At 66.1% G+C, this 22,063-nt stretch carries 18 protein-coding genes; 12 read left to right on the top strand and 6 right to left on the bottom strand.

The features are described 5' to 3' along the window. Positions 1 to 436: 436 nt before the first annotated feature. Complete coding sequence (gene lolA, locus AC3WMR_RS00995) at positions 437 to 1,072, bottom strand: outer membrane lipoprotein chaperone LolA (protein WP_025136899.1); 636 nt, start codon at positions 1,070 to 1,072, stop codon at positions 437 to 439. Then, positions 1,072 to 3,450 carry a DNA translocase FtsK gene (locus AC3WMR_RS00990; protein WP_025136898.1) on the bottom strand — a complete coding sequence of 793 codons (2,379 nt, stop codon included), beginning with the start codon at positions 3,448 to 3,450 and terminating at the stop codon, positions 1,072 to 1,074. The genes lolA and AC3WMR_RS00990 overlap by 1 nt, the downstream gene beginning before the upstream one ends. Positions 3,451 to 3,492: 42 nt before the next feature. Here AC3WMR_RS00990 and trxB point away from each other — a divergent pair, with 42 nt between their 5' ends. From trxB to AC3WMR_RS00975, 3 genes are read left to right on the top strand one after another with little or no spacing between them, the layout of a single operon-like run. Then, complete coding sequence (gene trxB / locus AC3WMR_RS00985) at positions 3,493 to 4,452, top strand: thioredoxin-disulfide reductase (RefSeq protein ID WP_025136897.1); 960 nt, start codon at positions 3,493 to 3,495, stop codon at positions 4,450 to 4,452. Beyond that, positions 4,439 to 5,125, top strand: coding sequence for a Smr/MutS family protein (locus tag AC3WMR_RS00980; RefSeq protein ID WP_492262308.1), 687 nt, complete (start codon positions 4,439 to 4,441; stop codon positions 5,123 to 5,125). Before trxB ends, AC3WMR_RS00980 begins: the two co-directional genes overlap by 14 nt. Further along, positions 5,122 to 5,451 (top strand): DMT family transporter, encoded by a 330-nt coding sequence (locus AC3WMR_RS00975; protein ID WP_492262307.1) that lies wholly within the window; start codon positions 5,122 to 5,124, stop codon positions 5,449 to 5,451. Before AC3WMR_RS00980 ends, AC3WMR_RS00975 begins: the two co-directional genes overlap by 4 nt. 37 nt (positions 5,452 to 5,488) lie before the next feature. On the opposite strand, the gene AC3WMR_RS00970 is transcribed toward AC3WMR_RS00975, so the two are convergent. Both AC3WMR_RS00970 and AC3WMR_RS00965 read right to left on the bottom strand, forming a co-directional pair. Then, positions 5,489 to 7,582: a sodium:solute symporter family protein gene (locus AC3WMR_RS00970; RefSeq protein WP_492262306.1), complete on the bottom strand. Its 2,094-nt coding sequence runs from the start codon at positions 7,580 to 7,582 to the stop codon at positions 5,489 to 5,491. Then, positions 7,582 to 7,860: a DUF4212 domain-containing protein gene (locus AC3WMR_RS00965; protein WP_492262305.1), complete on the bottom strand. Its 279-nt coding sequence runs from the start codon at positions 7,858 to 7,860 to the stop codon at positions 7,582 to 7,584. Before AC3WMR_RS00965 ends, AC3WMR_RS00970 begins: the two co-directional genes overlap by 1 nt. A gap of 751 nt (positions 7,861 to 8,611) precedes the next feature. Between AC3WMR_RS00965 and kdpF the strand changes: the two genes are divergently transcribed. The 9 genes from kdpF (at position 8,612) to dapA (ending at position 19,094) form a co-directional block, all read left to right on the top strand. Beyond that, complete coding sequence (gene kdpF / locus AC3WMR_RS00960) at positions 8,612 to 8,701, top strand: K(+)-transporting ATPase subunit F (protein WP_042884659.1); 90 nt, start codon at positions 8,612 to 8,614, stop codon at positions 8,699 to 8,701. Further along, on the top strand, positions 8,701 to 10,497 hold the full coding sequence (kdpA, locus tag AC3WMR_RS00955; protein WP_492262304.1) for a potassium-transporting ATPase subunit KdpA: 1,797 nt from the start codon (positions 8,701 to 8,703) through the stop codon (positions 10,495 to 10,497). Before kdpF ends, kdpA begins: the two co-directional genes overlap by 1 nt. A gap of 22 nt (positions 10,498 to 10,519) precedes the next feature. After that, positions 10,520 to 12,679, top strand: a complete 2,160-nt coding sequence (gene kdpB / locus AC3WMR_RS00950; RefSeq protein WP_492262303.1) for a potassium-transporting ATPase subunit KdpB — start codon at positions 10,520 to 10,522, stop codon at positions 12,677 to 12,679. A 30-nt stretch (positions 12,680 to 12,709) separates the two neighbouring features. Next, positions 12,710 to 13,318 carry a potassium-transporting ATPase subunit KdpC gene (gene kdpC / locus AC3WMR_RS00945; RefSeq protein ID WP_492262302.1) on the top strand — a complete coding sequence of 203 codons (609 nt, stop codon included), beginning with the start codon at positions 12,710 to 12,712 and terminating at the stop codon, positions 13,316 to 13,318. A gap of 51 nt (positions 13,319 to 13,369) precedes the next feature. Continuing rightward, positions 13,370 to 16,156 (top strand): DUF4118 domain-containing protein, encoded by a 2,787-nt coding sequence (locus AC3WMR_RS00940; RefSeq protein WP_492262301.1) that lies wholly within the window; start codon positions 13,370 to 13,372, stop codon positions 16,154 to 16,156. Between the two features lie 9 nt (positions 16,157 to 16,165). Beyond that, positions 16,166 to 16,858, top strand: coding sequence for a two-component system response regulator KdpE (gene kdpE, locus AC3WMR_RS00935; protein ID WP_025136886.1), 693 nt, complete (start codon positions 16,166 to 16,168; stop codon positions 16,856 to 16,858). Between the two features lie 103 nt (positions 16,859 to 16,961). Next, the gene (locus AC3WMR_RS00930) at positions 16,962 to 17,723 is read left to right on the top strand and encodes a TorF family putative porin (protein ID WP_492262300.1); all 762 of its coding nucleotides are present in this window, start codon (positions 16,962 to 16,964) and stop codon (positions 17,721 to 17,723) included. A 141-nt stretch (positions 17,724 to 17,864) separates the two neighbouring features. Beyond that, the gene (locus tag AC3WMR_RS00925) at positions 17,865 to 18,188 is read left to right on the top strand and encodes a hypothetical protein (protein ID WP_232786520.1); all 324 of its coding nucleotides are present in this window, start codon (positions 17,865 to 17,867) and stop codon (positions 18,186 to 18,188) included. Positions 18,189 to 18,191: 3 nt separating this feature from the next. Continuing rightward, a complete protein-coding gene (dapA, locus tag AC3WMR_RS00920; RefSeq protein ID WP_492262299.1) occupies positions 18,192 to 19,094 on the top strand; it encodes a 4-hydroxy-tetrahydrodipicolinate synthase in 903 nt (300 codons plus the stop codon). On the opposite strand, the gene AC3WMR_RS00915 is transcribed toward dapA, so the two are convergent. Together AC3WMR_RS00915 and AC3WMR_RS00910 are read right to left on the bottom strand one after the other, a co-directional pair. Further along, entirely contained in the window at positions 19,072 to 20,616 is a 1,545-nt protein-coding gene (locus AC3WMR_RS00915) for a methyl-accepting chemotaxis protein (protein ID WP_492262298.1), read from the bottom strand. The genes dapA and AC3WMR_RS00915 overlap by 23 nt on opposite strands. Positions 20,617 to 20,778: 162 nt before the next feature. Then, positions 20,779 to 22,053, bottom strand: coding sequence for an O-antigen ligase family protein (locus tag AC3WMR_RS00910; protein ID WP_492262297.1), 1,275 nt, complete (start codon positions 22,051 to 22,053; stop codon positions 20,779 to 20,781). Positions 22,054 to 22,063 lie beyond the last annotated feature (10 nt).

Raw genomic sequence — 22,063 nt, 5'->3', positions numbered from 1 at the left:
TGGCGCGGCGCCTACGCTGCGCGACATAGAAATCTCAACACGGCGCAAGCGCGCAGCGCCAACGCCACGACGCAGCACACTGCCGAAGCCCCAAAAGGCCGCCCGCGCGGCCGGCCTGGGGCAAGCGACGCAAACCTCTCCCCCACCCCTCGGTCTGGCAGCACCCCATTTCTCGCAACCGGTAGCCCGGCGCGGGGTGCGCATACGCTGAGCGCGCCGTCGATGCGCCCGAGGGAATCTGAAGGCCGTCGCCGAAGGCGACAACGAAGATGACGAGGGGGAAGTCCGGAGCGAAGGCTCCGGACCGCAATCGTTGGCGCGCTCAGCGTATGCGCACCCCGTGCCGGGCGGCCTACGAAGCAAAAACTTCAAGCCAACAAAAGACAAGCAGAAGAATAAGACCGCGCCCGTCGCGCGCAGCGACTAGGCCTCAAGCCTACATCTTGACTACATCAACGCCCTTAGGCGCCACAAACTGAAATTCCTTATCCGCCAACTTGGGATTAGGCACAATCCCGGAAAGATCCACCCGAGTCGTCTGCCCAAAAGAATCCAGCAATTCGACCCGAACGGGCAGATTGTCCTTCATCCCGATATCCACCCGCGAAAACCCCGCATCCGCGGTCCGCGGCTTGGCCCGCAGCCAATCGACGCCATCCTTGGAAGGCAAGGCAGACACATCGAACGACTGCTCCAGCGACCCCGACCCGAACAGGATCGCGGCCGGCGACGTGCCGATGGCGGCATCCACCTTGCGCTCGGTCACCTGTGCCAGATCCGGATCGAACTGGAACACCTGACGGCCGTCCGAAATCACGAGTTGTTCATACGGCTTTTGCACCGCCCACTTGAACTTCCCCGGCCGCTGGAACGAAAACACCCCCGTCTGCGCCGGTTGCGTACGCCCTTGCGTATTCACCGTGTACTGCGAAAAAGACCCCGTTGCCGCCGTCACCGTGCTGACGAACGAGCGCAACTGCTCTTGCGCGCTGGCCGCCACGGCCGAAACCGGAACCAGCGCGGGAGCCACGCAAAAAGCCAGGGCGGCGGCCAGGCCGCGAAACGTCTTCATCATGCTTCCTCTCGAGCGGCGGCGGCAGGAACCAGGATTTCCCGGTTGCCATTGGACTGCATCGCCGACACCATACCCGATTGTTCCATCTGCTCGAGTAACCGCGCCGCACGGTTGTAACCAATGCGCAAATGGCGCTGCACCAGCGAGATCGAGGCGCGGCGATGCTTGAGCACCACCTCGCAGGCCTGGTCGTACATCGGGTCGGACTCGGCGTCGCCGCCGATGCCCGTGACGCTGCTGGCGCCTTCGCCGCCGTCGCCATCCAGCCCGCCTTCCAGCAGGCCTTCGATGTAGTTCGGTTCACCCTGCGCCTTCAGGCTTTCGACCACGCGGTGCACTTCATCGTCGCTGACGAAGGCGCCGTGCACACGCACCGGCAACCCCGTGCCCGGCGGCATGTAGAGCATGTCGCCCTGACCCAGCAGCGTTTCGGCGCCCATCTGGTCAAGAATGGTGCGCGAATCGATCTTGGACGACACCTGGAACGCGATGCGGGTCGGGATGTTGGCCTTGATCAGGCCGGTGATCACATCCACGCTGGGGCGCTGCGTCGCCAGGATCAAATGGATGCCGGCCGCACGCGCCTTCTGGGCCAGGCGGGCGATCAGTTCTTCGATCTTCTTGCCCACCACCATCATCAGGTCGGCCAGCTCGTCGATGACCACCACGATGGTGGGCAGCGGCGCCAGCGGCTCGGGCTGGTCAGGCGTCAGCGAGAACGGATTGGGAATCGGCTCTTCGCGCTTGATCGCGTCGCGGATCTTGGTGTTGTAGCCGGCCAGGTTGCGCACGCCCATCTTGCTCATCAGGCGGTAGCGTTTTTCCATTTCGCCCACGCACCAGTTCAGCGCATTGGCGGCCTGGCGCATGTCAGTGACCACCGGGGCCAACAGGTGCGGAATACCTTCGTAGACGCTCATTTCGAGCATCTTCGGGTCGATCAGGATCACGCGCGTGTGGGAGGCGTCGGCCTTGTAGAGCAGCGACAGGATCATGGCGTTGATCCCGACGGACTTGCCCGAACCGGTCGTGCCCGCCACCAGCAGGTGGGGCATCTTGGCCAGGTCGGCCACCACCGGGTTGCCGGCAATGTCCTTGCCCAGCGCCATGGTCACGACCGAATGGCTGGCGTGATAGGTCTGCGACCCCAGGATCTCGGACAGCCTGACCATCTGGCGGCGCGGGTTGGGCAGTTCCAGGCCCATCAGGTTCTTGCCCGGTATGGTTTCCACCACCCGGATGCTGACCAGGCTGAGCGCCCGGGCCAGGTCCTTGGCCAGATTGACGATCTGGCTGCCCTTCACGCCAGTGGCCGGCTCGATTTCGTAGCGCGTGATCACCGGACCGGCCTGCGCCGCCACCACGGTGACGGACACGCCGAAGTCGGCCAGTTTCTTCTCGATCAGGCGCGAGGTGAATTCGATAGTCTCGGCAGACACCGTTTCCTGGTTGGCCAGCGGCGGGTCGAGCAGGCTGATCGCCGGCAGATCGCCTTCGCCGCCCGATGGCGCGAAGAACAGCGACTGCTGCTTTTCCTTTTCGACGCGTTCGGACTTGGGCACCACGGTGATGGCCGGTTCGATCCGCACCGGCTGCTCGTGCACCAGCTTTTCCTGCTTGGCCACGACCTGCTCGGTACGCACGGCCTTGGCCACTTCGCCGACCTTGCGGTCTTCGCGGGCGGCGTAGGAATTGCGCACGCGGCGCACCATGCCTTCCATCCAGGAGCCCACGCGCTCCGCCACGGTCAGCCACGAGAACGAGAAGAACAGGCTCAGGCCGATCGCCAGCATGACCAGGAAGGCCAGGGTGCTGCCGGTAAAGCCGATGCTGCGGCTGGTCAGTTCGGCCAGGGTATGGCCGATGACGCCGCCGGCGCCGCTGGCGTTTTCCGAGGCGCCCGGCAGATGGGTGCCACGGCTGGCCAGGCGCAGGGCTTCCATGCCCAGCGAACCGAACAGCAAGAGGAAGAAGCCGATGCCCTCTTCCCAGTGGACGCGCGGCAACACTTCCGGTTGCTTACTATTGGTAACACGAAGATGGCTGGCCAGGCGGCGGTAGCCCGCCCGCACCCGGTGCAGCAGCAGGATGACCCACCACCAGGCGGAAAAACCGAAAAGATAGAGCAGGATGTCCGCCAGGTAGGCGCCCAGCGTTCCACCCTTGTTGTGAATGGCGCCGGCGGGGACGGAATGCGACCAGCCAGGATCGGCGGCGCTCCAGGTGGCCAGCACCAGCGTGAGCCAGGCCGCCAGGGCGGCGAAGAGAATCCAGCGGGCCTCGCGCAGCAGCGCGGAGATACGCGTCTGCAGGGGCGATGGCCCGTTACGGGTGTTGCGCGAAGCGCGCGGAGAAGCAGTCGAGATACGCGGCATGCGGCTCATTATAATTGGGCGTTAACCTAAAGATACCCGCCCATGTCCACGCCTACGCACGCTAAAGTTTTGATACTCGGTTCCGGCCCTGCCGGTTACACGGCGGCCGTCTATGCGGCACGCGCCAACCTGAGCCCTGTTCTTGTTACAGGTCTGGCCCAAGGCGGCCAGCTCATGACCACCACGGACGTCGACAACTGGCCGGCCGACGCCGATGGCGTGCAGGGCCCCGACCTGATGCAGCGCTTCCAGAAGCACGCCGAACGCTTCAACACCGAAATGCTGTTCGACCACATCGCCAAGGTCGACCTGTCCAAGCGCCCGTTCACCCTCACGGGCGACACCGGCAAGATCTACACCTGCGACGCCCTCATCATCGCCACGGGCGCCTCGGCCAAGTACCTGGGCCTGCCGTCCGAAGAGGCCTTCATGGGCCGCGGCGTGTCCGGCTGCGCCACCTGCGACGGCTTCTTCTACCGCAACCAGGACGTGGTCGTGGTCGGCGGCGGCAATACCGCCGTCGAAGAAGCCCTGTACCTGTCCAACATCTGCCGCAAGGTCACCCTGATCCACCGCCGCGACAAGTTCCGCGCCGAGCCGATCCTGGTCGACAAGCTGATGAGCAAGGTCGAAAACGGCAACATGGAACTGAAAGTGTTCCATACGCTGGAAGAAGTGCTGGGCGACGACAGCGGCGTGACCGGCGTGCGAGTGCGACACGTCGATACCGGCGCCACCGAAGACCTGAAGGTCACGGGCGCGTTCATCGCCATCGGCCACCAGCCCAACACCGAGATCTTCCAGGGCCAGCTGGAAATGAAAGACGGCTACATCGTCACCAAGAGCGGCCTGTCCGGCATGGCCACCATGACCTCCGTTCCGGGCGTGTTTGCCGCCGGCGACGTGCAGGACCACGTCTACCGCCAGGCCATCACCAGCGCCGGCACGGGCTGCATGGCCGCCCTGGACGCACAACGGTGGTTGGAGAATGCGGGGCAGTAAGGTCGGCCAGGCCGACCTGAAACGCCTGAAGAAAGACCTTCAGGCCGAGCAAGAGCGCGCCGCCCTCGCCCAGCGGGTGGCGGCGCTGAAAAAGCCCGCGGCCGCCGCGTCGGCGGATGTCGATCCGGCCGACGGCCTGGCCGCGTTCCGCCGCAGCATGCAGTCGGTCAAGCCGATCAAGCATGCGCCTCGCGTCGAACACAAGCCCGCGCCTGAACCCGCTCCGGCCCTGCGCCGCGCCAACGCCCTGGGCGAAACGCCGCACCGCGCGGATGCCGGCGTGTCCGACGGCGGCGAGATCACGCACCTCTTGTCCGAAGGCGGCACGGCATTCGTGCGCAGCGACGCCGCCCCCGACACCGCACGCAACCTGCGCCGCGGCCAGTGGCGTGCCGGCGCCGAACTCGATCTGCACGGCCTGCGGGTCGAACAGGCGCGCCATGCCCTGCTGTCGTTCCTGGACGAATGCCAGGAACACGGCATCCGCTGCGTGCGCGTCGTGCACGGCAAGGGCTATGGCTCGGAAGGGCTCGAACCCGTGCTGAAAGACAAGGCGCGCACCTGGCTGGTGCAAAAGAACGAGGTGCTGGCGTTTTCCGAAGCCCCCGAACGCGAAGGCGGCGCCGGCGCCCTGCTGGTGCTGCTGCGCCAATCCGAAGGACCGCGCAAATGAAGTGGCTCTACCTGGGCATCGCCATCATCGCCGAGATCTTCGCCACCAGCGCACTGAAAAGCTCCGACGGCTTTTCGCGCCTGGCCCCGTCGATCATCACGGTGTTCGGCTACATGATCTCGTTCTATTTCCTGTCGCTGACGCTGCGCGAAGTGCCCGTGGGCATCGCCTACGCCATCTGGTCGGGCGTGGGCATCGTGCTGATCTCCATTGTCGGCGCGCTGTTCTTCAAGCAGCACCTGGACACCCCCGCGCTGATCGGCATCGGCCTGATCATCGCCGGCGTGGTGGTCATGAACGTCTTCTCGAAGTCCGTCTCGCACTGACTTCGGCCGACCAGGCCCGCCCGCCTGGCGCGGTCGCTCAGGCCTGGCCCTCTTCGAGCGGCGGTTTGGTGGCGCCCGGATTGCGCAGGTAATCCACCAGCGCCAGCGTGGCCCGATCCGGCGGCGGCGTCAGCAACGACACCACGATGATGGTCAGGAACGCCACCGGCGCGCCGAACACGCCCGCCGCGATCGGCTGGATTCCCCACCACAGATCCACCGGCTGCGTACGCGAAATGCCCAGCACCCACTCGCGCAGCCACGGATGCGTGTGCGTCATGTAGGCGAACGTCACCGCCAGCCCCGCCGCCATGCCCAGCGTGGCGCCCCATTTGTTGGCGCGGCGCCAGAACACGCCCATCACCAGCGCCGGAAAGAACGATGAGGCCGCGAACGAGAACGCCGCCGACACCATGAACAGGATGTCGGCCGGCTTGCGCGCCGCCACCCAGGCAGCGCCAAAGGCCACCACCAGCAAGAGAATCTTGGACACCATCACCCGCCGCGCGGCCGACATGCGCGGGGACACCATCCGATACCACATGTCGTGCGACAGGGAATTGGACAGCGTCAGCAACAGGCCGTCAGCGGTGGACAGCGCAGCAGCCAGGCCGCCTGCCGCCACCAGCGCCGAAATCACATAAGGCAGCCCGCCGATCTCGGGCATGGCCAGCACCACCACGTCCGCGCCGATGCTGATTTCGCTGAGCTGCACCACGCCGTCGCGATTGATGTCGGTCACATCCAGCAGGTTGCTGTCGACCGCGCTCCAGGCATGGACCCAGTTGGGCAGGCTGAGGAAATTGGAGCCCACCACTTGCGTGTAGACCTCGTACTTGACCAGCAGCGCCAGGGCCGGCGCCATAAAGTACAGCAGCAGGATGAACAGCAGCGACCAGCACACCGATTTGCGCGCCTCGACCACCGAGGACGTGGTGTATGACCGCATCAGGATGTGCGGCATCCCTGCCGTGCCCAGCATCAGGCACAACACCAGCGCCAGGAAGTTGATGCGCATGTTGCGCCGCTCTTCGGGGTCCTTGGACGGGAACGGCTCGGCGTGCGGTGTCAATGGCGCGGCGCGCGCCTCGAAGGTCGCCTTGGCCTGGGACCAGGCAATCCGCGCTTCGTCGGCATTCGGCGGAAACGCGGCCAGTTCCCGTTCGACCGAGCGGATCTCGACCATGGGCGCATCGCCCGCGTTCAGTTGCGCCAGGCGGCTGCGCAGCTTGTCTTTTTCCAGTGTCCAGGACTCGGGCAGGTCGCGCACCCGCTGCGCCATCTCGTCGGCGCGCTCCTGCCACAGCCGCCGCACTTCGATCTCGGCCGGGTCGTTCTGCAGGTAGACCTCTTTTTCCGTCACCTGCTGCAGCACCACTCCGGCCGACAGCTGGGGAATCGGCATGTCGGTGTGCTTGATGGACAGCCACACCACGGGCACCAGGTAGGCGATGACCAGGATGATGTACTGCCCCACCTGCGTCCACGTGACGGCGCGCATGCCGCCCAGGAACGAACAGACCAGCATGCCGCCCAGCGCCACGAAGATGCCCAGTTCGAACGAAATGCCCGTCATGCGGGTGGTGATGATGCCCACGCCATAGATCTGCGCGACCAGGTAGGTGAACGAACAGAGAATGGCGCAGGCCACGCCCGCCAGCCGCGGCAGGTTGCCGCCATAGCGCGCGCCCATGAAATCGGGAATGGTGTATTGGCCGAAGCGCCGCAGGTAAGGCGCCAGCAGCATCGCCACCAGCACATAGCCGCCGGTCCAGCCCATGATGTAGGCAAGGCCGCCGTAGCCTGTCAGGTAGAGCGTGCCGGCCACGCCGATGAACGAGGCCACCGACATCCAGTCGGCCGCGGTCGCCATGCCGTTGTAGATGGCCGGCACCCGCCGCCCCGCCACGTAGTATTCAACCTGGTCCGAGGTGCGGCAGACGATGCCGATGCCCGCGTACAGGCTGACCGTGACCAGCAGAAACACATAGCCGATCCAGTTGCGCGGCAGGCCCAGGATCTCGGCCAGCGCCATCAGCAGGATCATCAGCGCAAAGCCCGCCGTGTACAGCACATAGATGCGGCGCAGCCGGATATTGAGTTCCTGTGGGGTGTCTCCGCCGAAAGGCATCAGCGGTTCCCCTTGGCCTCTTCGGCGCGGCGATCTTCGCGGTTCATGATCCGCGCGTACACCGCAATGATGACCAGGTAGGCCAGCGGCGCCCCATAGGCCGCCATCCAGAACGAGAACGGCCAGCCGATGAAGTCGAACGACAGGCTACGAGCGAAATAAGACGGAATGAAGGTCAGCGCGGCCCAGACGACCAGCAACAGCACGATCAGCCAGACGTTGCGGCGCCAATAGCGGGTGGGGACGGGCGTAGGGGAGGAAACGCGGGATTCGGGCATAGCTCTAGCGTAAGCAAGACCTGGCGAATAACGCGAAACGCGGCGCTAGAAAAACCCTGGGCGGATGAAATGCGGGATTTTTATGCGACAACGGCCGGCACTGCCTGGTGCCAGCCGTTGTGCGTTTTGCTTTTTTTGAGTACTGCTACTTTTTTATGTACCGGTGCCGCCGGTAATTGCCCATGCAGGGCTTTGTCTCCTCACCTGCATGGGAAGAGATTCTGCACCAGATGCGGGAATGCCACACTAGGGGAATGCCCTAATTCGGCGCATTCATTTACATATTACCTGCACCACATTAGTGCATTTTCGGCGTCGCGTTCCAAATGTTGGGATTTTTAGGCCGAAAACTCGGGTTTTCCGATCCCTGGGCGCCTCCCGGAAACGCCCGATCTTGAGCATGCCTCAAAAAAGAGGCTGTCCCGTGCCCACATCCGGGCCTCCCGCAGGGCGTCGTGGCCGTGTTTTCACCCCGCCATTGTGCCGCGCCGTCTTTACGTTCCGTTTACACCCCCCCGCCAAAGCTATACCCCGTTTTTACCCCCTGCTCCGTAACCTGCCGGTGTCCTGATTGGTCACACCGGCCGCGCGGTCCGCATCCCCTATGCCGCGCTGGTTCGTCGTTCGAAGGGAGCCTGGCTCCCGGGAGGAAAAACGTGGATGCCATCTATATCGCCGTCTTCGCCGTCATGGCCGGGCTGACCTACGCCCTGGTCGCGTTCTGCGACGTCTTGTCTTCGGGAGAGCAACCATGACCTGGCTCTATTGGCTGAGCGGCGTCACGGCCGCGCTGCTGTTCGTGTACCTGCTGGTTGCCCTGTTCAAACCGGAGAAGTTCTGATGACTGCCGAATTCGTCGGACTGCTGGTCGTGTACCTGGTAGTCCTGCTCGCGATCTCGCCCTTTTTGGGGCGCTATATCCGCATCGCCATGGAAAACGGGCAATCCCGGCTGACCGCCTGGGGCCGTCCGCTGGAACGCGGTATCTACCGGCTTGCGGGCATCGACCCGCAGGCCGAAATGGGCTGGAAGCGCTATGCGCTGGCGGTGCTGGCCTTCAACGTGCTGGGCGTGGTGGTCGTGTATGCCCTGCAACGCGTCCAGGGCATGCTGCCGCTGAACCCGGCCGGCCTGGGCGCCGTGTCGCCCGATTCGTCGCTGAACACCGCCATCAGCTTCGTGGCCAACACCAACTGGCAAGGCTACGGCGGCGAATCGACGATGAGCTACCTGACGCAGATGCTGGCGCTGACGGTGCAGAACTTCGTCTCGGCTGCCACCGGCATCGCCGTGCTGTTCGCATTGATCCGCGGGCTGGCGCGCCACTGCTCGGCCACGCTGGGCAACTTCTGGGCCGACATGGTCCGCTGCACGCTGTATGTGCTGCTGCCCCTGTCGCTGGTGCTGGCGCTGGCGCTGGTCAGCCAGGGCGTGATCCAGAACTTCAGCCCCTACCAGGACGTGCAGACGGTGGAAGCCCTGCATTACGACCAGCCGCGCGTGGACGCCCAGGGCCAACCGGTGCTGGACGCCAAGGGCCAGCCCGTCACCGACCCGGCCGTCACCCAGACGCAGACGCTGGCCATGGGCCCGGTGGCCTCGCAGGAAGCCATCAAGCTGCTGGGCACCAATGGCGGCGGCTTCTTCAACGCCAACTCGGCCCATCCGTTCGAGAACTCGACGGCGCTGTCGAATTTCCTGGAAATGCTGGCGATCCTGGCGATACCCGCGGCCCTGTGCTTCACCTTCGGTGAAATGGTCGGCAACCGCCGCCAGGGCATCGCCATCCTGGCGGCGATGACCGTGCTGTTCGCCGTGTTCGCGCTGACCACGGCCTATTTCGAACAGCAGGCCAATCCCATGGCCGCGCAGGCCGGGGCCGACAGCGCCATGACGGCGTTCTCGCCTGGCGGCAACATGGAAGGCAAGGAAACCCGCTTCGGCATTGCCGCCACGTCGCTGTTCGCCACCATCACCACGGCGGCCTCATGCGGCGCGGTCAATGGCATGCATGATTCCCTGACGGCCATGGGCGGCCTGTCGCCGATGCTGCTGATGCAACTGGGCGAAGTGATCTTCGGCGGAGTCGGTTCGGGGCTGTATGGCATGTTGGCCTTCGCCATCCTCGGCGTCTTCATCGCCGGGTTGATGATCGGCCGCACGCCGGAATACCTGGGCAAGAAGATCGAAGCCTACGACATGAAGATGGTGTCGATCGTGATTCTGGCCACGCCGTTGCTGGTGCTGGGCGGCACGGCGCTGGCGGTCTCGGTGACCGCGGGCCAGGCGGGGGTGCTCAATCCCGGCATCCACGGCTTCTCGGAAATCCTGTACGCCCTGTCATCGGCCGCCAACAACAACGGCAGCGCCTTTGCCGGCCTGTCCGCCAACACGCCCTTCTACAACGTGCTGCTCGGCATCGCGATGTGGTTCGGCCGCTTCGCCATCATCGTCGCGGTACTGGCGATGGCCGGCTCGCTGGGGGCCAAGCGCCGCCTGCCCGCCGGACCCGGCAGCATGCCCACCACCGGCCCGCTCTTCGTAGTGCTGCTGATCGGTGCGGTGCTGCTGGTGGGCGCCCTGACATATGTGCCCGCGCTGGCCCTGGGCCCGGTCGCGGAACACCTGCAACCCTGAATGCAACAGGCTAGGAAAGAAAATGGCCAAGATTGAAATGCCAACCCAAGGCGCCGGCGGCGGCGCCGCCCGCGCGCCTTCGGCCGCTGTGCAAGAACGCAAGTTCGGCATGTGGTCGGGCGCGCTGGTCGGCCCCGCCCTGCTGGACAGCCTGCGCAAGCTCTCGCCGGCTGCGCAATTGAAGAACCCCGTCATGTTCGTGGTGTACGTGGGCAGCATCCTGACCACGATCCTGTGGGTCATGGCGCTGCGCGGCCAGGCCGAGGCCCCCGCGGGATTCATTCTCGCGATCTCGGTGTGGCTGTGGTTCACCGTGCTGTTCGCCAACTTCGCCGAGGCGCTGGCCGAAGGCCGCGGCAAGCAGCAGGCCGCCACGCTGCGCGGCCTGCGCACCACCATCAACGCACGGCTGCTCAAGGGCTTTCGTGACGAAGACGCCAGCCGCGCCCTGCCGGACCTGTGGCGCAACCAGGCGGTCAGCCAGCCATCTGGCCTGCTGCGTCGCAATGACGTGGTGCTGGTCGAGGCCGGCGAAACCATCCCCGGCGATGGCCAGGTGATCGCGGGCGTGGCATCCGTGGACGAAAGCGCCATCACCGGCGAATCGGCCCCGGTCATCCGCGAGTCGGGTGGCGACTTCTCGTCGGTCACGGGTGGCACCCGCGTGCTGTCCGACTGGATCTTCGTGCGCATCGCCGCCGATCCGGGTGAAAGCTTCCTGGACCGCATGATCGCCATGGTCGAAGGCGCCAAGCGCCAGAAGACGCCCAACGAGCTGGCCCTGACCATCCTGCTGGTCGGCTTGACGGTGGTGTTCCTGCTGGTGGTCGCCACCCTGATGCCGTTCTCGATCTACTCGGTATCGGCTGCGGGCGGCGGCAGCGCCGTCACGGTGACGGTGCTGGTGGCCCTGCTCGTGTGCCTGATCCCGACCACCATCGGCGGCCTGCTGTCGGCCATCGGCGTGGCGGGCATGAGCCGCATGATGGGCGCCAACGTCATCGCCACCTCGGGCCGCGCGGTCGAAGCCGCGGGCGACGTCGACGTGCTGCTGCTGGACAAGACCGGCACCATCACCTTCGGCAACCGCCAGGCGTCCACCTTCCTGCCCGCGCCCGGCGTCTCGCCGCGTGAGCTGGCCGATGCCGCCCGACTGGCCTCGCTGGCCGACGAAACGCCCGAAGGCCGCAGCATCGTGTCGTTGGCGGACAAGTCCATCCATGCCCCTGCCAACCGTGCGGCGGACGCCGAGTACGTGCCATTCACCGCGCAATCGCGCATGAGCGGCGTGAACCTGAAAGACCGCATGATCCGCAAGGGCGCCGTCGACGCCGTGCAGGCCTGGCTGGCCGCGCAGGACGCCGTGGTGCCGGATCAGGTGCTGCGCCTGGCCGAAGACGTGGCGCGCCGCGGCAGCACGCCGCTGATGGTCAGCGACGGCAACCGCGCGCTGGGCGTGGTCGAGCTCAAGGACATCGTCAAGCCGGACATCCAGTCGCGCTTCGCCGAACTGCGCCGCATGGGCATCAAGACGGTGATGATCACCGGCGACAACAAGCTCACCGCCGCGTCCATCGCGGCCGAAGCGGGCGTCGACGACTTCCTGGCCGAAGCCACGCCGGAAGCCAAGCTCAAGCTGATCCGCGCCTACCAGAGCGAAGGCCGCCTGGTGGCGATGACCGGCGACGGCACCAACGACGCGCCGGCGCTGGCCCAGGCCGACGTGGCGGTGGCGATGAACTCGGGCACGCAGGCCGCCAAAGAGGCCGGCAACATGGTGGACCTGGACTCCAACCCCACCAAGCTGATCGAGATCGTTGAAATCGGCAAGCAGATGCTGATGACGCGCGGCGCACTGACCACCTTCAGCGTCGCCAACGACGTGGCGAAGTACTTCGCCATCATTCCGGCCGCCTTCGCCACCGTGTATCCGCAACTGAACGTGCTGAACATCATGGGCCTGTCCACGCCGGCCTCGGCCATCCTGTCGGCCGTGATCTTCAACGCGCTCATCATCATCGTGCTGATCCCGCTGGCCCTGAAAGGCGTGCGCTATCGCCCGCTGGGCGCATCCATTCTGTTGCGCCGCAACCTGCTGATCTACGGGCTGGGCGGCCTCCTGGTGCCCTTTGTCGGCATCAAGCTGGTCGACATGGTGCTGGCCGCCCTGGGCTGGGTCTGACCCGCGCCCGTCACTGGAAAGGAAACCATCATGAAACAAGCACTCTCCCTGCCGCGCCAAGGCGGCATCCTGCGCCCCGCGCTGGTCGTCTTCGCCGCCCTGTCCCTGGTGACCGGTCTGGCCTACCCCTTCCTCACCACCGGCATCGCCGCCGCCGTGTTCCCGCACGAAGCGTCCGGCTCGCTGATCCGCCAGGGCGACAAGGTAGTCGGATCGGAATGGATCGGCCAGTCGTTCAGCGCGCCCCAGTACTTCTGGGGTCGGCCGTCGGCCACCTCGCCCATGCCGTACAACGGCGCCAATTCGGGCGGCTCGAACCTGGGCCCGCGCAACCCTGCGCTGGCCGAGGCCATCCAGGCCCGCATCGCCGCGCTGAAGGCCGCGGACCCGGACAATCCCACGCCGGTGCCGGTGGACCTGATCACGGCTTCCGGCAGCGGCCTGGACCCGCACATCAGCCCGGCAGCCGCCGCCTATCAGGCCGCCCGCGTAGCCCGCGCCCGCAACCTGCCGCGCGACCAGGTCGACGCCCTGATCCAGGCCAACACCACCAAGCCCTGGCTGGGCGTGCTGGGCGACCCCGTGGTCAACGTGCTCATGCTGAACCTGGCGCTGGACAAGCTGGCGCCGGTCAAATGAAGCGCGGGCGTATAGTATTGCCAGCCGTTCCCACCCTTCACTTGCGCGTCCATGGCTGACAATGCTGGCGAGCGTCCCGATCCGGACGCGCTCCTGAAAACCCTAGACGACGCCGCGCGCCAGGCGGTGCGCGGCAAGTTGCGGGTCTACTTCGGGTCCTCGGCCGGCGTGGGCAAGACCTACGCCATGCTGGTCGCGGCACGCGCCCACGCCGCGCAAGGCGCCCGGGTGCTGGCCGGCATCGTCGAAACGCACGGCCGCCGCGAAACCGCCGCCCTGCTCGACGGCCTGGCGGTCCTGCCCCTCAAAGACGTTTCATACCGCGGCCACTCGCTCAAGGAATTCGACCTGGACGGCGCGCTGGACGCCCACCCCGACCTGGTGCTGGTCGACGAACTGGCGCACTCGAATGCGCCCGGCTCGCGCCACGCCAAGCGCTGGCAGGACATCCAGGAACTGCTGGCCGCCGGCATCGACGTCTGGACCACGCTGAACGTACAGCACCTGGACAGCCTGAACGAGGCCGTCGGCAGCATCACCGGCGTGCGGGTCTGGGAAACCGTGCCCGACGAAGTCTTCGACGCGGCCGACGAAGTCATCCTGGTGGACTTGTCGGCCGACGAACTGCTGCGCCGCCTGAAGGAAGGCAAGGTCTACCTGCCCGAACAGGCGCGCCACGCCACCCGCAATTTCTTCCGCAAGGGCAATCTGATCGCGCTGCGCGAACTGGCGCTGCGTCGTACGGCGGACCACGTTGACGATGACGTCCAGGCCTACCGCCGCGACCGCGCCATCGAACCGGTCTGGCGCACACGCGAAGCCGTGGTTGCCTGCATCGGTGCAGACAGCGATGCGGAATACGTCATCCGCAGCGCCCACCGCCTGAGCCAGCAGCTGGAATGCGACCTGCACGTCGTCACCATCGACGTGCCGCGCGCAGCCCCGCCGCCGCAAGCGGAACAGGAGCGACTGCAACGCAGCCTGGCCCTGGCCGACTCGCTGGGCGCACGCAGCGAAACCCTGGCCGGCGGCGACATGGTCGATGCCGTGGTGCGCTACGTGCGCCGCCACAATATCACCAAGGCCATCGTCGGGCGCACCCGCGCCAGCGGGTTGCAGCGTTTGAAGCTGTCGCTTTCGGCGCTGCTCAATGCGGCCCTCAGCCCCGGTTGGCTCTGGCGCCGCCACAGTTTTGCCGACATGCTGGCCGCCGGTTGCCCCGAAATCGACATCATCCGGCTCGGCGCACCGCCCCTGCCGGCCACCAGCGCGCCCGGACGTGATCCCTTGACGCTTGGCCGCCGCCAACGCCAGGCGGCGGACGAACGTGGCTCCCAAGCCCTGGCCGGCTATGCCTGGGCGCTGTGCTATTGTGCCGCCGCCACCGCGCTGTCGACGCTGGCGTTTCCGGCGCTGCACCAGACCAACATCGTGATGCTGTTCCTGCTGGCCGTGGTGGCCGTGGCGCTGCGCCACGGCCGCGGCCCGGCAGCGCTGGCATCCGTCGTCAGCGTGGGCCTGTTCGACTTCTTCTTCGTTCAGCCCCTGGCCTCCTTCGCCGTATCGGACGTGCAGTACCTGCTGACCTTCGGCGTGCTGCTGGCCGTGGGCCTCTTGATCGGCCAGCTCACGGCAGGCCTGCGCTTGCAGGCGCAGGCCTCGGTCAAGCGCGAGGCCGACGCCCGCAGTCTCTATGAATTCGCCCGCGAGCTGTCGTCCGCGCTGCTGCCCGAGCAGATCGTCGCGTCGGCGGGCGCCTTCGTCCACGCCACCTTCGGCTCGCGTTGCGCGCTTTACATCCTGGGGCTGGACGACCGCCTCAAACTGGCTTCGCCTGCGGCCGACGACATGCCGCCGCTGGAATCGGCGCTGGCGCAATGGGTCTACGACCACGGCCAGCCCGCCGGCGCCGGCACGGCCACCCTGTCCAACAGCGACCTGCTCTACCTGCCGCTGAAGGCGCCGATGCGCACCCGCGGCGTGCTGGCCCTGGCTGCGCCCCGTCGCAGCCTGTTCTCGCATCCGGATTCGCGCCGCCAGATCGAAGCCTACGCCACCCTGATCGCCATCGCGCTGGAACGCCTGCACTACGTCGAAGTGGCGCAGCAGGCCCTGGTCAGCATGGAATCCGAAAAGCTGCGTAACTCCCTGCTCGCCGCCGTATCGCATGACCTGCGCACGCCGCTGACCAGCCTGGTCGGCATGACCGACACGTTGATGCGTCGCCAAGGCGCGCTGCCGGACGACATCCAGGACACGGTCCGCGCCATGCGCGACCAGGCGCAGCGCATGCATGCCCTGGTGGCCAATCTGCTGGACATGGCCCGCCTGCAAAGCCGCGATACGCCGCTGCGGCCGGAATGGCAATCCATCGAAGAGCTGGTCGGCGCGTCACTGGCCGCCATGCGCGAGGCGCTGGCCGCGCACCGCGTCTCGGTCGACAGCCTGTCGGGCCTGCCGCTGGTCGAATGCGACGGCGTGCTGATCGAGCGCGTGCTGTGCAACCTGCTGGAAAACGCCGCCAAGTACACCCCGGCCGGCAGCACCATCCGCCTGCACGCCACGGCGCAGGACGGCGAGCTGCGCGTCGCCGTCTGCGACAACGGCCCCGGCGTCGCGCCCGGCGCCGAACGCCGCATCTTCGAAAAATTCACCCGCGGCGAACGCGAATCGGCCACCCCAGGCGTCGGCCTGGGCCTGGCGGTATGCGAAGCCATTGTCACCGCCCACCACGGCCGCATCTGGGTCGAGCACGCCCCCGGCCAGCCGTCCGGCGCGCAGTTCGTCTTTACGCTCCCCTTGGGCACCCCGCCCCCGATCCAACCCGAAATCGCCTGAGTCCACCGCATGTTCGACTTTCAGCCCACCGTTCTCATCATCGAAGACGACGCCAATATCCGCCGCTTCGTGCGCCAGGCCCTGGAAAGCGAGGGCTGCGCCGTGTATGAAGCCGACACGGTCAAGCGCGGCCTGATCGAGGCCGGCACGCGCCAGCCCGACGCCGTGGTGCTGGACCTGGGCCTGCCCGACGAAGACGGCATGACGCTGATCCGCGAACTGCGCGGCTGGACCGAAGTGCCCGTTCTGGTCCTGTCCGCCCGCACCGCCGAGGCCGACAAGGTGGCAGCGCTGGACGCAGGCGCCGACGACTACCTGACCAAGCCGTTCGGCGTCAGTGAACTGCTGGCGCGGCTGCGCGTGCTGCTGCGGCGCCATGCCCGTGGCGGGGCCGGCAGCGCCGCCGAGATCAGCTTCGGCGACGTACGCGTCGATTTCGCCAAGCGCGTGGTGGAACGCGGCGGCCAACACGTGCACCTGACTGCCATGGAATACCGCCTGCTTGCCGCCCTGCTGGCGCACCGCGGCAAGGTCATGACGCACCGCGAACTGCTGCGCGAGGTCTGGGGCCCGTCGCACGTGGAAAGCAATCACTATCTACGCATCTACATGGGGCACCTGCGCCAGAAGCTGGAAGCCGACCCCGCGCAACCGGTCTACCTGCTGACCGAGATCGGCGTGGGGTATCGCTTCGCGGGGTAGCCGCGCGCGTTGATACGCCTTTTACGCGGGCCAGGTCAGTCTTGTCTCGCCGTTTATGCCGCTTCTCCTATTGTGGCGATCCCGTCCAACACAGGAGAAGTCCATGTCCCGCAATACCCTCGCCGCGCTCACGCTGCTGGCGCTTGCCGCCCCCGCACACGCCGCCGACGCACCTGCCGCCAGCGAGCCCGCCCCGGAATATTCGCTGACCGCCAACGTCACCCTGGCCAGCCAATACCGCTACCGCGGCCTGATGCAGACCAACAACAAGCCCGCCATCCAGGGCGGCTTCGATTTCACCCATGCCAGCGGCCTGTACCTGGGCAACTGGAACTCCAGCATCAGCTGGCTGGGCGACAGCAACCATGACGTGTCCGCCCCCGTGGAAATGGATTTCTACGGCGGCTACAAGGGCAACCTGGCGCAAGACGTCCCGTTCGACCTGGGCGTGCTGCAGTACTACTACCCTGGCGACTACCCCTCGGGCTTCACCAGCCCCGACACCACCGAACTCTACGCCGGCCTGGGCTATGGCCCGGTCATGTTCAAGTATTCCGTCGCCGTGACCAACCTGTTCGGGTTTGCCGACAGCAAGTACAGCCAGTACTTCGACCTGACGGGCAACTTCGACACCGGCGTGTGGGGCCTGACCGTCAACGCCCACGTTGGCCGCCAGACGGTGCGCAACGTCAACGACGGCTCGTACACCGACTGGAAACTGGGGCTGACCAAGGATTTCGGCCAGGGCCTGGCGGTTTCCGTCGCCTATCTGGACACCAATGCCGACCGCGCCGTCTACACCAACAGCCACGGCCGCTACATGGGCCGCGCCACCGGCCTGCTGTCGCTGACCAAGACCTTCTGAACCAGCCCGGGCGTTGACGCGCTTTTTACGCGCCGCGCCCGTATTTATCGGCAGGTTTTATGGCCCGCTTTCTATAGTGGAATCGTCATCAACCAACCGGATACGCGGCACGCCGCCCCAGCGGCCCCGCCCCGCAATGCCATGATCCCCCGACAAGAACGCAGCAGGTCCGCTTCCTTTGACCGTCCGGCCCCGTCCCAGGCGCCGCACGCCCCCGAGATGGTCTCGCTGACCGTCAGGATCGACACGCTGGACGCCTTGAAGGTGCGGCTGGCCCTGCACCGCGAACTGGGCGAACGCATCGGCGTCTATGTGCTGTCGGTGGACCATGCGCATGGCCAGAGCGTGCTGCAGCTGCACTGCGCCCAGGACCAGGTCGATGCGTTGATGCACGCCGTGATGTGCGGCCTGCCCCAGGCGGAGTTCGGCCCGCTGCGCCGCGCCGCTGCCGTCACGGTGCAGTAAGCCATGGATACGCCCATGCAAACCGCCTCTTTCGAAGGTCTCTGGCTGCCGATGGTCACGCCCATGCGTGGCGGCTACGTGGATTGCGAGGCCGCCCAGGCGCTGGCGCGCTACTACCGCAACGCCGGCGTCGCGGGCCTGGTGCTGTTCGGCTCGACGGGCGAAGGCAATCTGTTGGCCATACCCGAAAAGATCGACATGATCGAGGCCATCCGCCAGGATCCGCATGCCCTGCCGCTGGTGTTCGGCGCCGGCGGCGTCGACACGCGCGGCGTGGCCGCCGCCATCCGCCGCCTGGACAAATACGCCCCCGCCGGCTACCTGGTGCCGCCGCCCTATTACCTGGGCCCCTCGCAACAAGGCATCCTGTGGCACTACCGGCAGATCGCCTGGGCCACCGAGCGCCCCATCATCCTGTACAACATTCCCAAGCGCGCGGGCGTCACCATGACGGTCGAAACCATGGAAGCGCTGGCCCTGCTGCCCAATTTCAGCGCCGTCAAGGAATGCAACCCGCCCGTGTTGATGGCCCTGAACGCCCGTGGCCACCTCAATGCCCTGTGCGGCGAAGACCAGGCCCTGCTGGATCACTTCCTGACGGGCGGCCGCGGGGCGATTCCCGCGGCGGCGCACCTGTTCCCCGAGCGCTTCGTCGAAGTCATGCAACTGGCCCGCGACGGCCACGCCGAGGCCGCGCGCGAACTGTTCGAGCCGTTGCGCGGCCTGATCCGGCTGCTGTTCGCCGAACCCAATCCCGCGCCCATCAAACGAGCGCTGGCGCTGCAAGGGCTTATCGCCGACGAACTGCGCCTGCCCATGACCAGCGCCAGCCGTGAACTCACGCCCCGCCTGCAACGCGCCATGAGCGTGGTGCAGGGCTCGCCTAGTAGGCTGCAGACAGCTTGAACACCGCCACTGCGCGTGCCAGGTCGTCGGCCTGATCGTGCAAGGTGGCGGCCGACGCCGCGAACTCCTCGACCAGCGCCGCGTTCTGCTGCGTCACGCTGTCCAAGTGCGTCACCGCCTGGTTGATCTGCTCGATGCCCACGCTCTGCTCGGCCGACGCGGTGGCGATCTCGCCCATCAACGGCGCGCTGGTGGCGGCCGATTCCAGCACGCTGCTCATCGTGGCGCTGGCCTGCTCGACCCGCAGGCTGCCGCGCGACACCGAATTGGAGGAGGCCTCGATCAGCGTCTTGATTTCCTTGGCCGCGGTGGCCGAACGCTGCGCCAGCGCCCTCACCTCGCCCGCCACCACGGCAAAACCGCGGCCTTGCTCGCCGGCCCGGGCCGCTTCCACGGCCGCGTTCAGCGCCAGGATATTGGTCTGGAACGCAATCTCGTCGATCAGGCGAATGATTTCGTCGATACGCTGGGAACTCTGCGAAATCTCGCGCATGGCATCGATGGCGTGCTGGGTTTCCTCGCTGCCCTGGCGCGCCAGTTGCGCCGATTCCCCCGCCAATGCGCTGACTTCACGCACGTGGTCGGCGCTTTGCTTGGACGTTGCCGTGATCTGTTCGACACTGGCCGCGGTCTGCTCCAGCGCGGCGGCTTGCTTCTCGGTGCGGTCGTGCAGGTCCATGCTGCCCGCCGCGATCTGCCGCGACGCCGCCGCGATCGAGCCGGTCGAATGGACGATGCTGCGCACGGCCACGTCCAGGCGCTCCTGCATCAACGCCATGGCGTCGAACAGCCGGCCGATTTCGCCACGATGGTGCCGTGAAATGATGCTGGACAGGTCGCCGTGCGCCACCCGCTCGCAGACCGCCACGGCGTCATCCAGCGGACGAATGATGTGCGACCGGAAGAACCGCAGGGCCGCTGCCAGCAGCAACGCCAACAGCACCAGCGTCACCGCGCCCTGGCGCCACAGGGTCTTGAAGAAAGCCGCGTCAACGTCATCCACGTACAGGCCGGTGAACATCAGCCAGCCCCATTCCTTGTCATAGGCCGCGTAGCTGACCTTGGGCAGCGCCTCGTCGGCGCCCGGCCGCGGAAAGCGATATTCCACGAAGCCGCCACCGTCCTTGCCTTGGGCGTAGAGGTTCTCGAATATCGGTGCGCCGTCGCTATCCTTGATCACGCGCACATTCGTGCCCGCGAGCTTCGCATCGGGGTGCACCAGCAGCGCATAGCCATCGTCGAACACGCCGACATACCCATCTGCGCCATAACGCAACTGGCCCAGCCGCTGTGCGACGTTGTGCTTGGCCTGCTCTGCAGTCAGCCCCTCGTCGACCGCGCGCTGCTTGCCGTTCTGCACGATGCTCTTGGCCAGGTCCAGCACGTGCCGCAATTCCGTCTTGCGTTCGGCCAGCATCTCGGCGCGCCGCTCCCAGGCGTCCCAGGCGCCCAACGCCAGCACGGCAGCGCCGATGGCGAACACGAACCACAGCAGCTCACGACGCAAGCTTGAATTATTCATAGCCCCTCTTCTCCATGCCCCAACCCGCCTAATAACCAAAGGCAGCGAAATGTGACGGTTTATATGTTGCGTACCGTCAGAATACGAGGGCGCGGCAGGGTTTTCACCTACCGCAGGGGGGCTGCTTGATCTACATCAAGCCGGACGGGTATTTGGATGCGCTCAGGATTTTGCCGCGGCCAGGCGCTGTTGCGCCAAACCCGTTCGAGCCGAGGTCAGGGCGTACAGCACCACCACGGTGACCGCGTAGATCGGCACGCTGCGCATGTTGCGGAACATCATTTCCGACAGGCTGAAGGCAAAATAGCCCAGGCAGAACAACAAGCCCACTTGCGACCCCACATGCACGACCGGATCGTTGCTGCGCGAGCGCCGCCAGAACACCACAGCGGGAATCAGGTACAGCGCCAGCATGCTCAGCAACCCCAACGCCCCGTAGCCCGCCAGGGCGCCGAGCATGTCGTTATGCGGCTCGCCGTAATCCGTCGAGACCAGCTTGGTGACGATGCCTTTTTCTTCCAACTTGGCGAGCTCGGACCGGAAACTGGCCCCGCCCACCCCAACGATCGGACTCTCTTTGAACATCAGCCAGGAGGCGTTCCAGAGCTGGATACGAATGCCGACCGATGTGTCGCGATCGTCTTTGGCATAGCTGGTCACGTCGGTCACGACGCCCCGCCAGCGACTTTCCGTCGAATTCCAGGAAACCACCGCCACCACGGCCAGCAGGGCGACCATCGCGGCGACGAAAGAGGCCTTGACCCGCAGCGACCATTGGCGTTTGGTCACCAGATACACGAAACCGAAAACCAGCAGAAGCACCCAGCTGCTGCGCGTCTGCGACAACCAGACCCCGTAGATCGTCAAGGGTACCGCCAGGATCTTCAAGGCGGCTTCCACCCTGGGCCAGGGTGACAGCTTCCAAGGCAACATCAGACAGGACGCCAGCCCGAAGAACATCGTCAGGTCAGCGAAGGCGACGGCGTTGTAGCGGCCACCGAAGTCGGACACCGCGCCCCGCCCCAATTCGGGCGTCAACATGATCACCAGCAACATGATGCCGCCCGCATAGGCCCCGAACAGCATGCTCCATTGAACCTGCTGCAGCCAATTGCGGGGCGCGCGCAAAAGCACCCAGCACACGGGTACGGCCAACGCGAAACGCAGCAATTTCTCGATCTCGGAAGAGCTCCAGATACCAAGATAGAGACTGCTGATCAGCATCGCGATCGCCGGCGCGGTCAACGCAATGGTCATCGCGCGCATCTCGTGAAACTCAAAGGGCTCACGTCGCCGCACGGCGTTGTAGCCCAACGCGAACAGCGCAATGAGTGCGGTCAGGTAGATGACGGCGGGTCCGCCGACGGCACTGGTCAGGGCCAGGGCGGGCACCAGCAATGCCAGGACGACGATAGTGCGTAGACAAAAGGAAGGCATAGGTAGCAAG

Source organism: Achromobacter sp. FW305-C-28, assembly GCF_058783235.1.
Note: the sequence above shows the minus strand (reverse complement) of the source record. Positions and strands in the feature narration are given on the sequence as shown.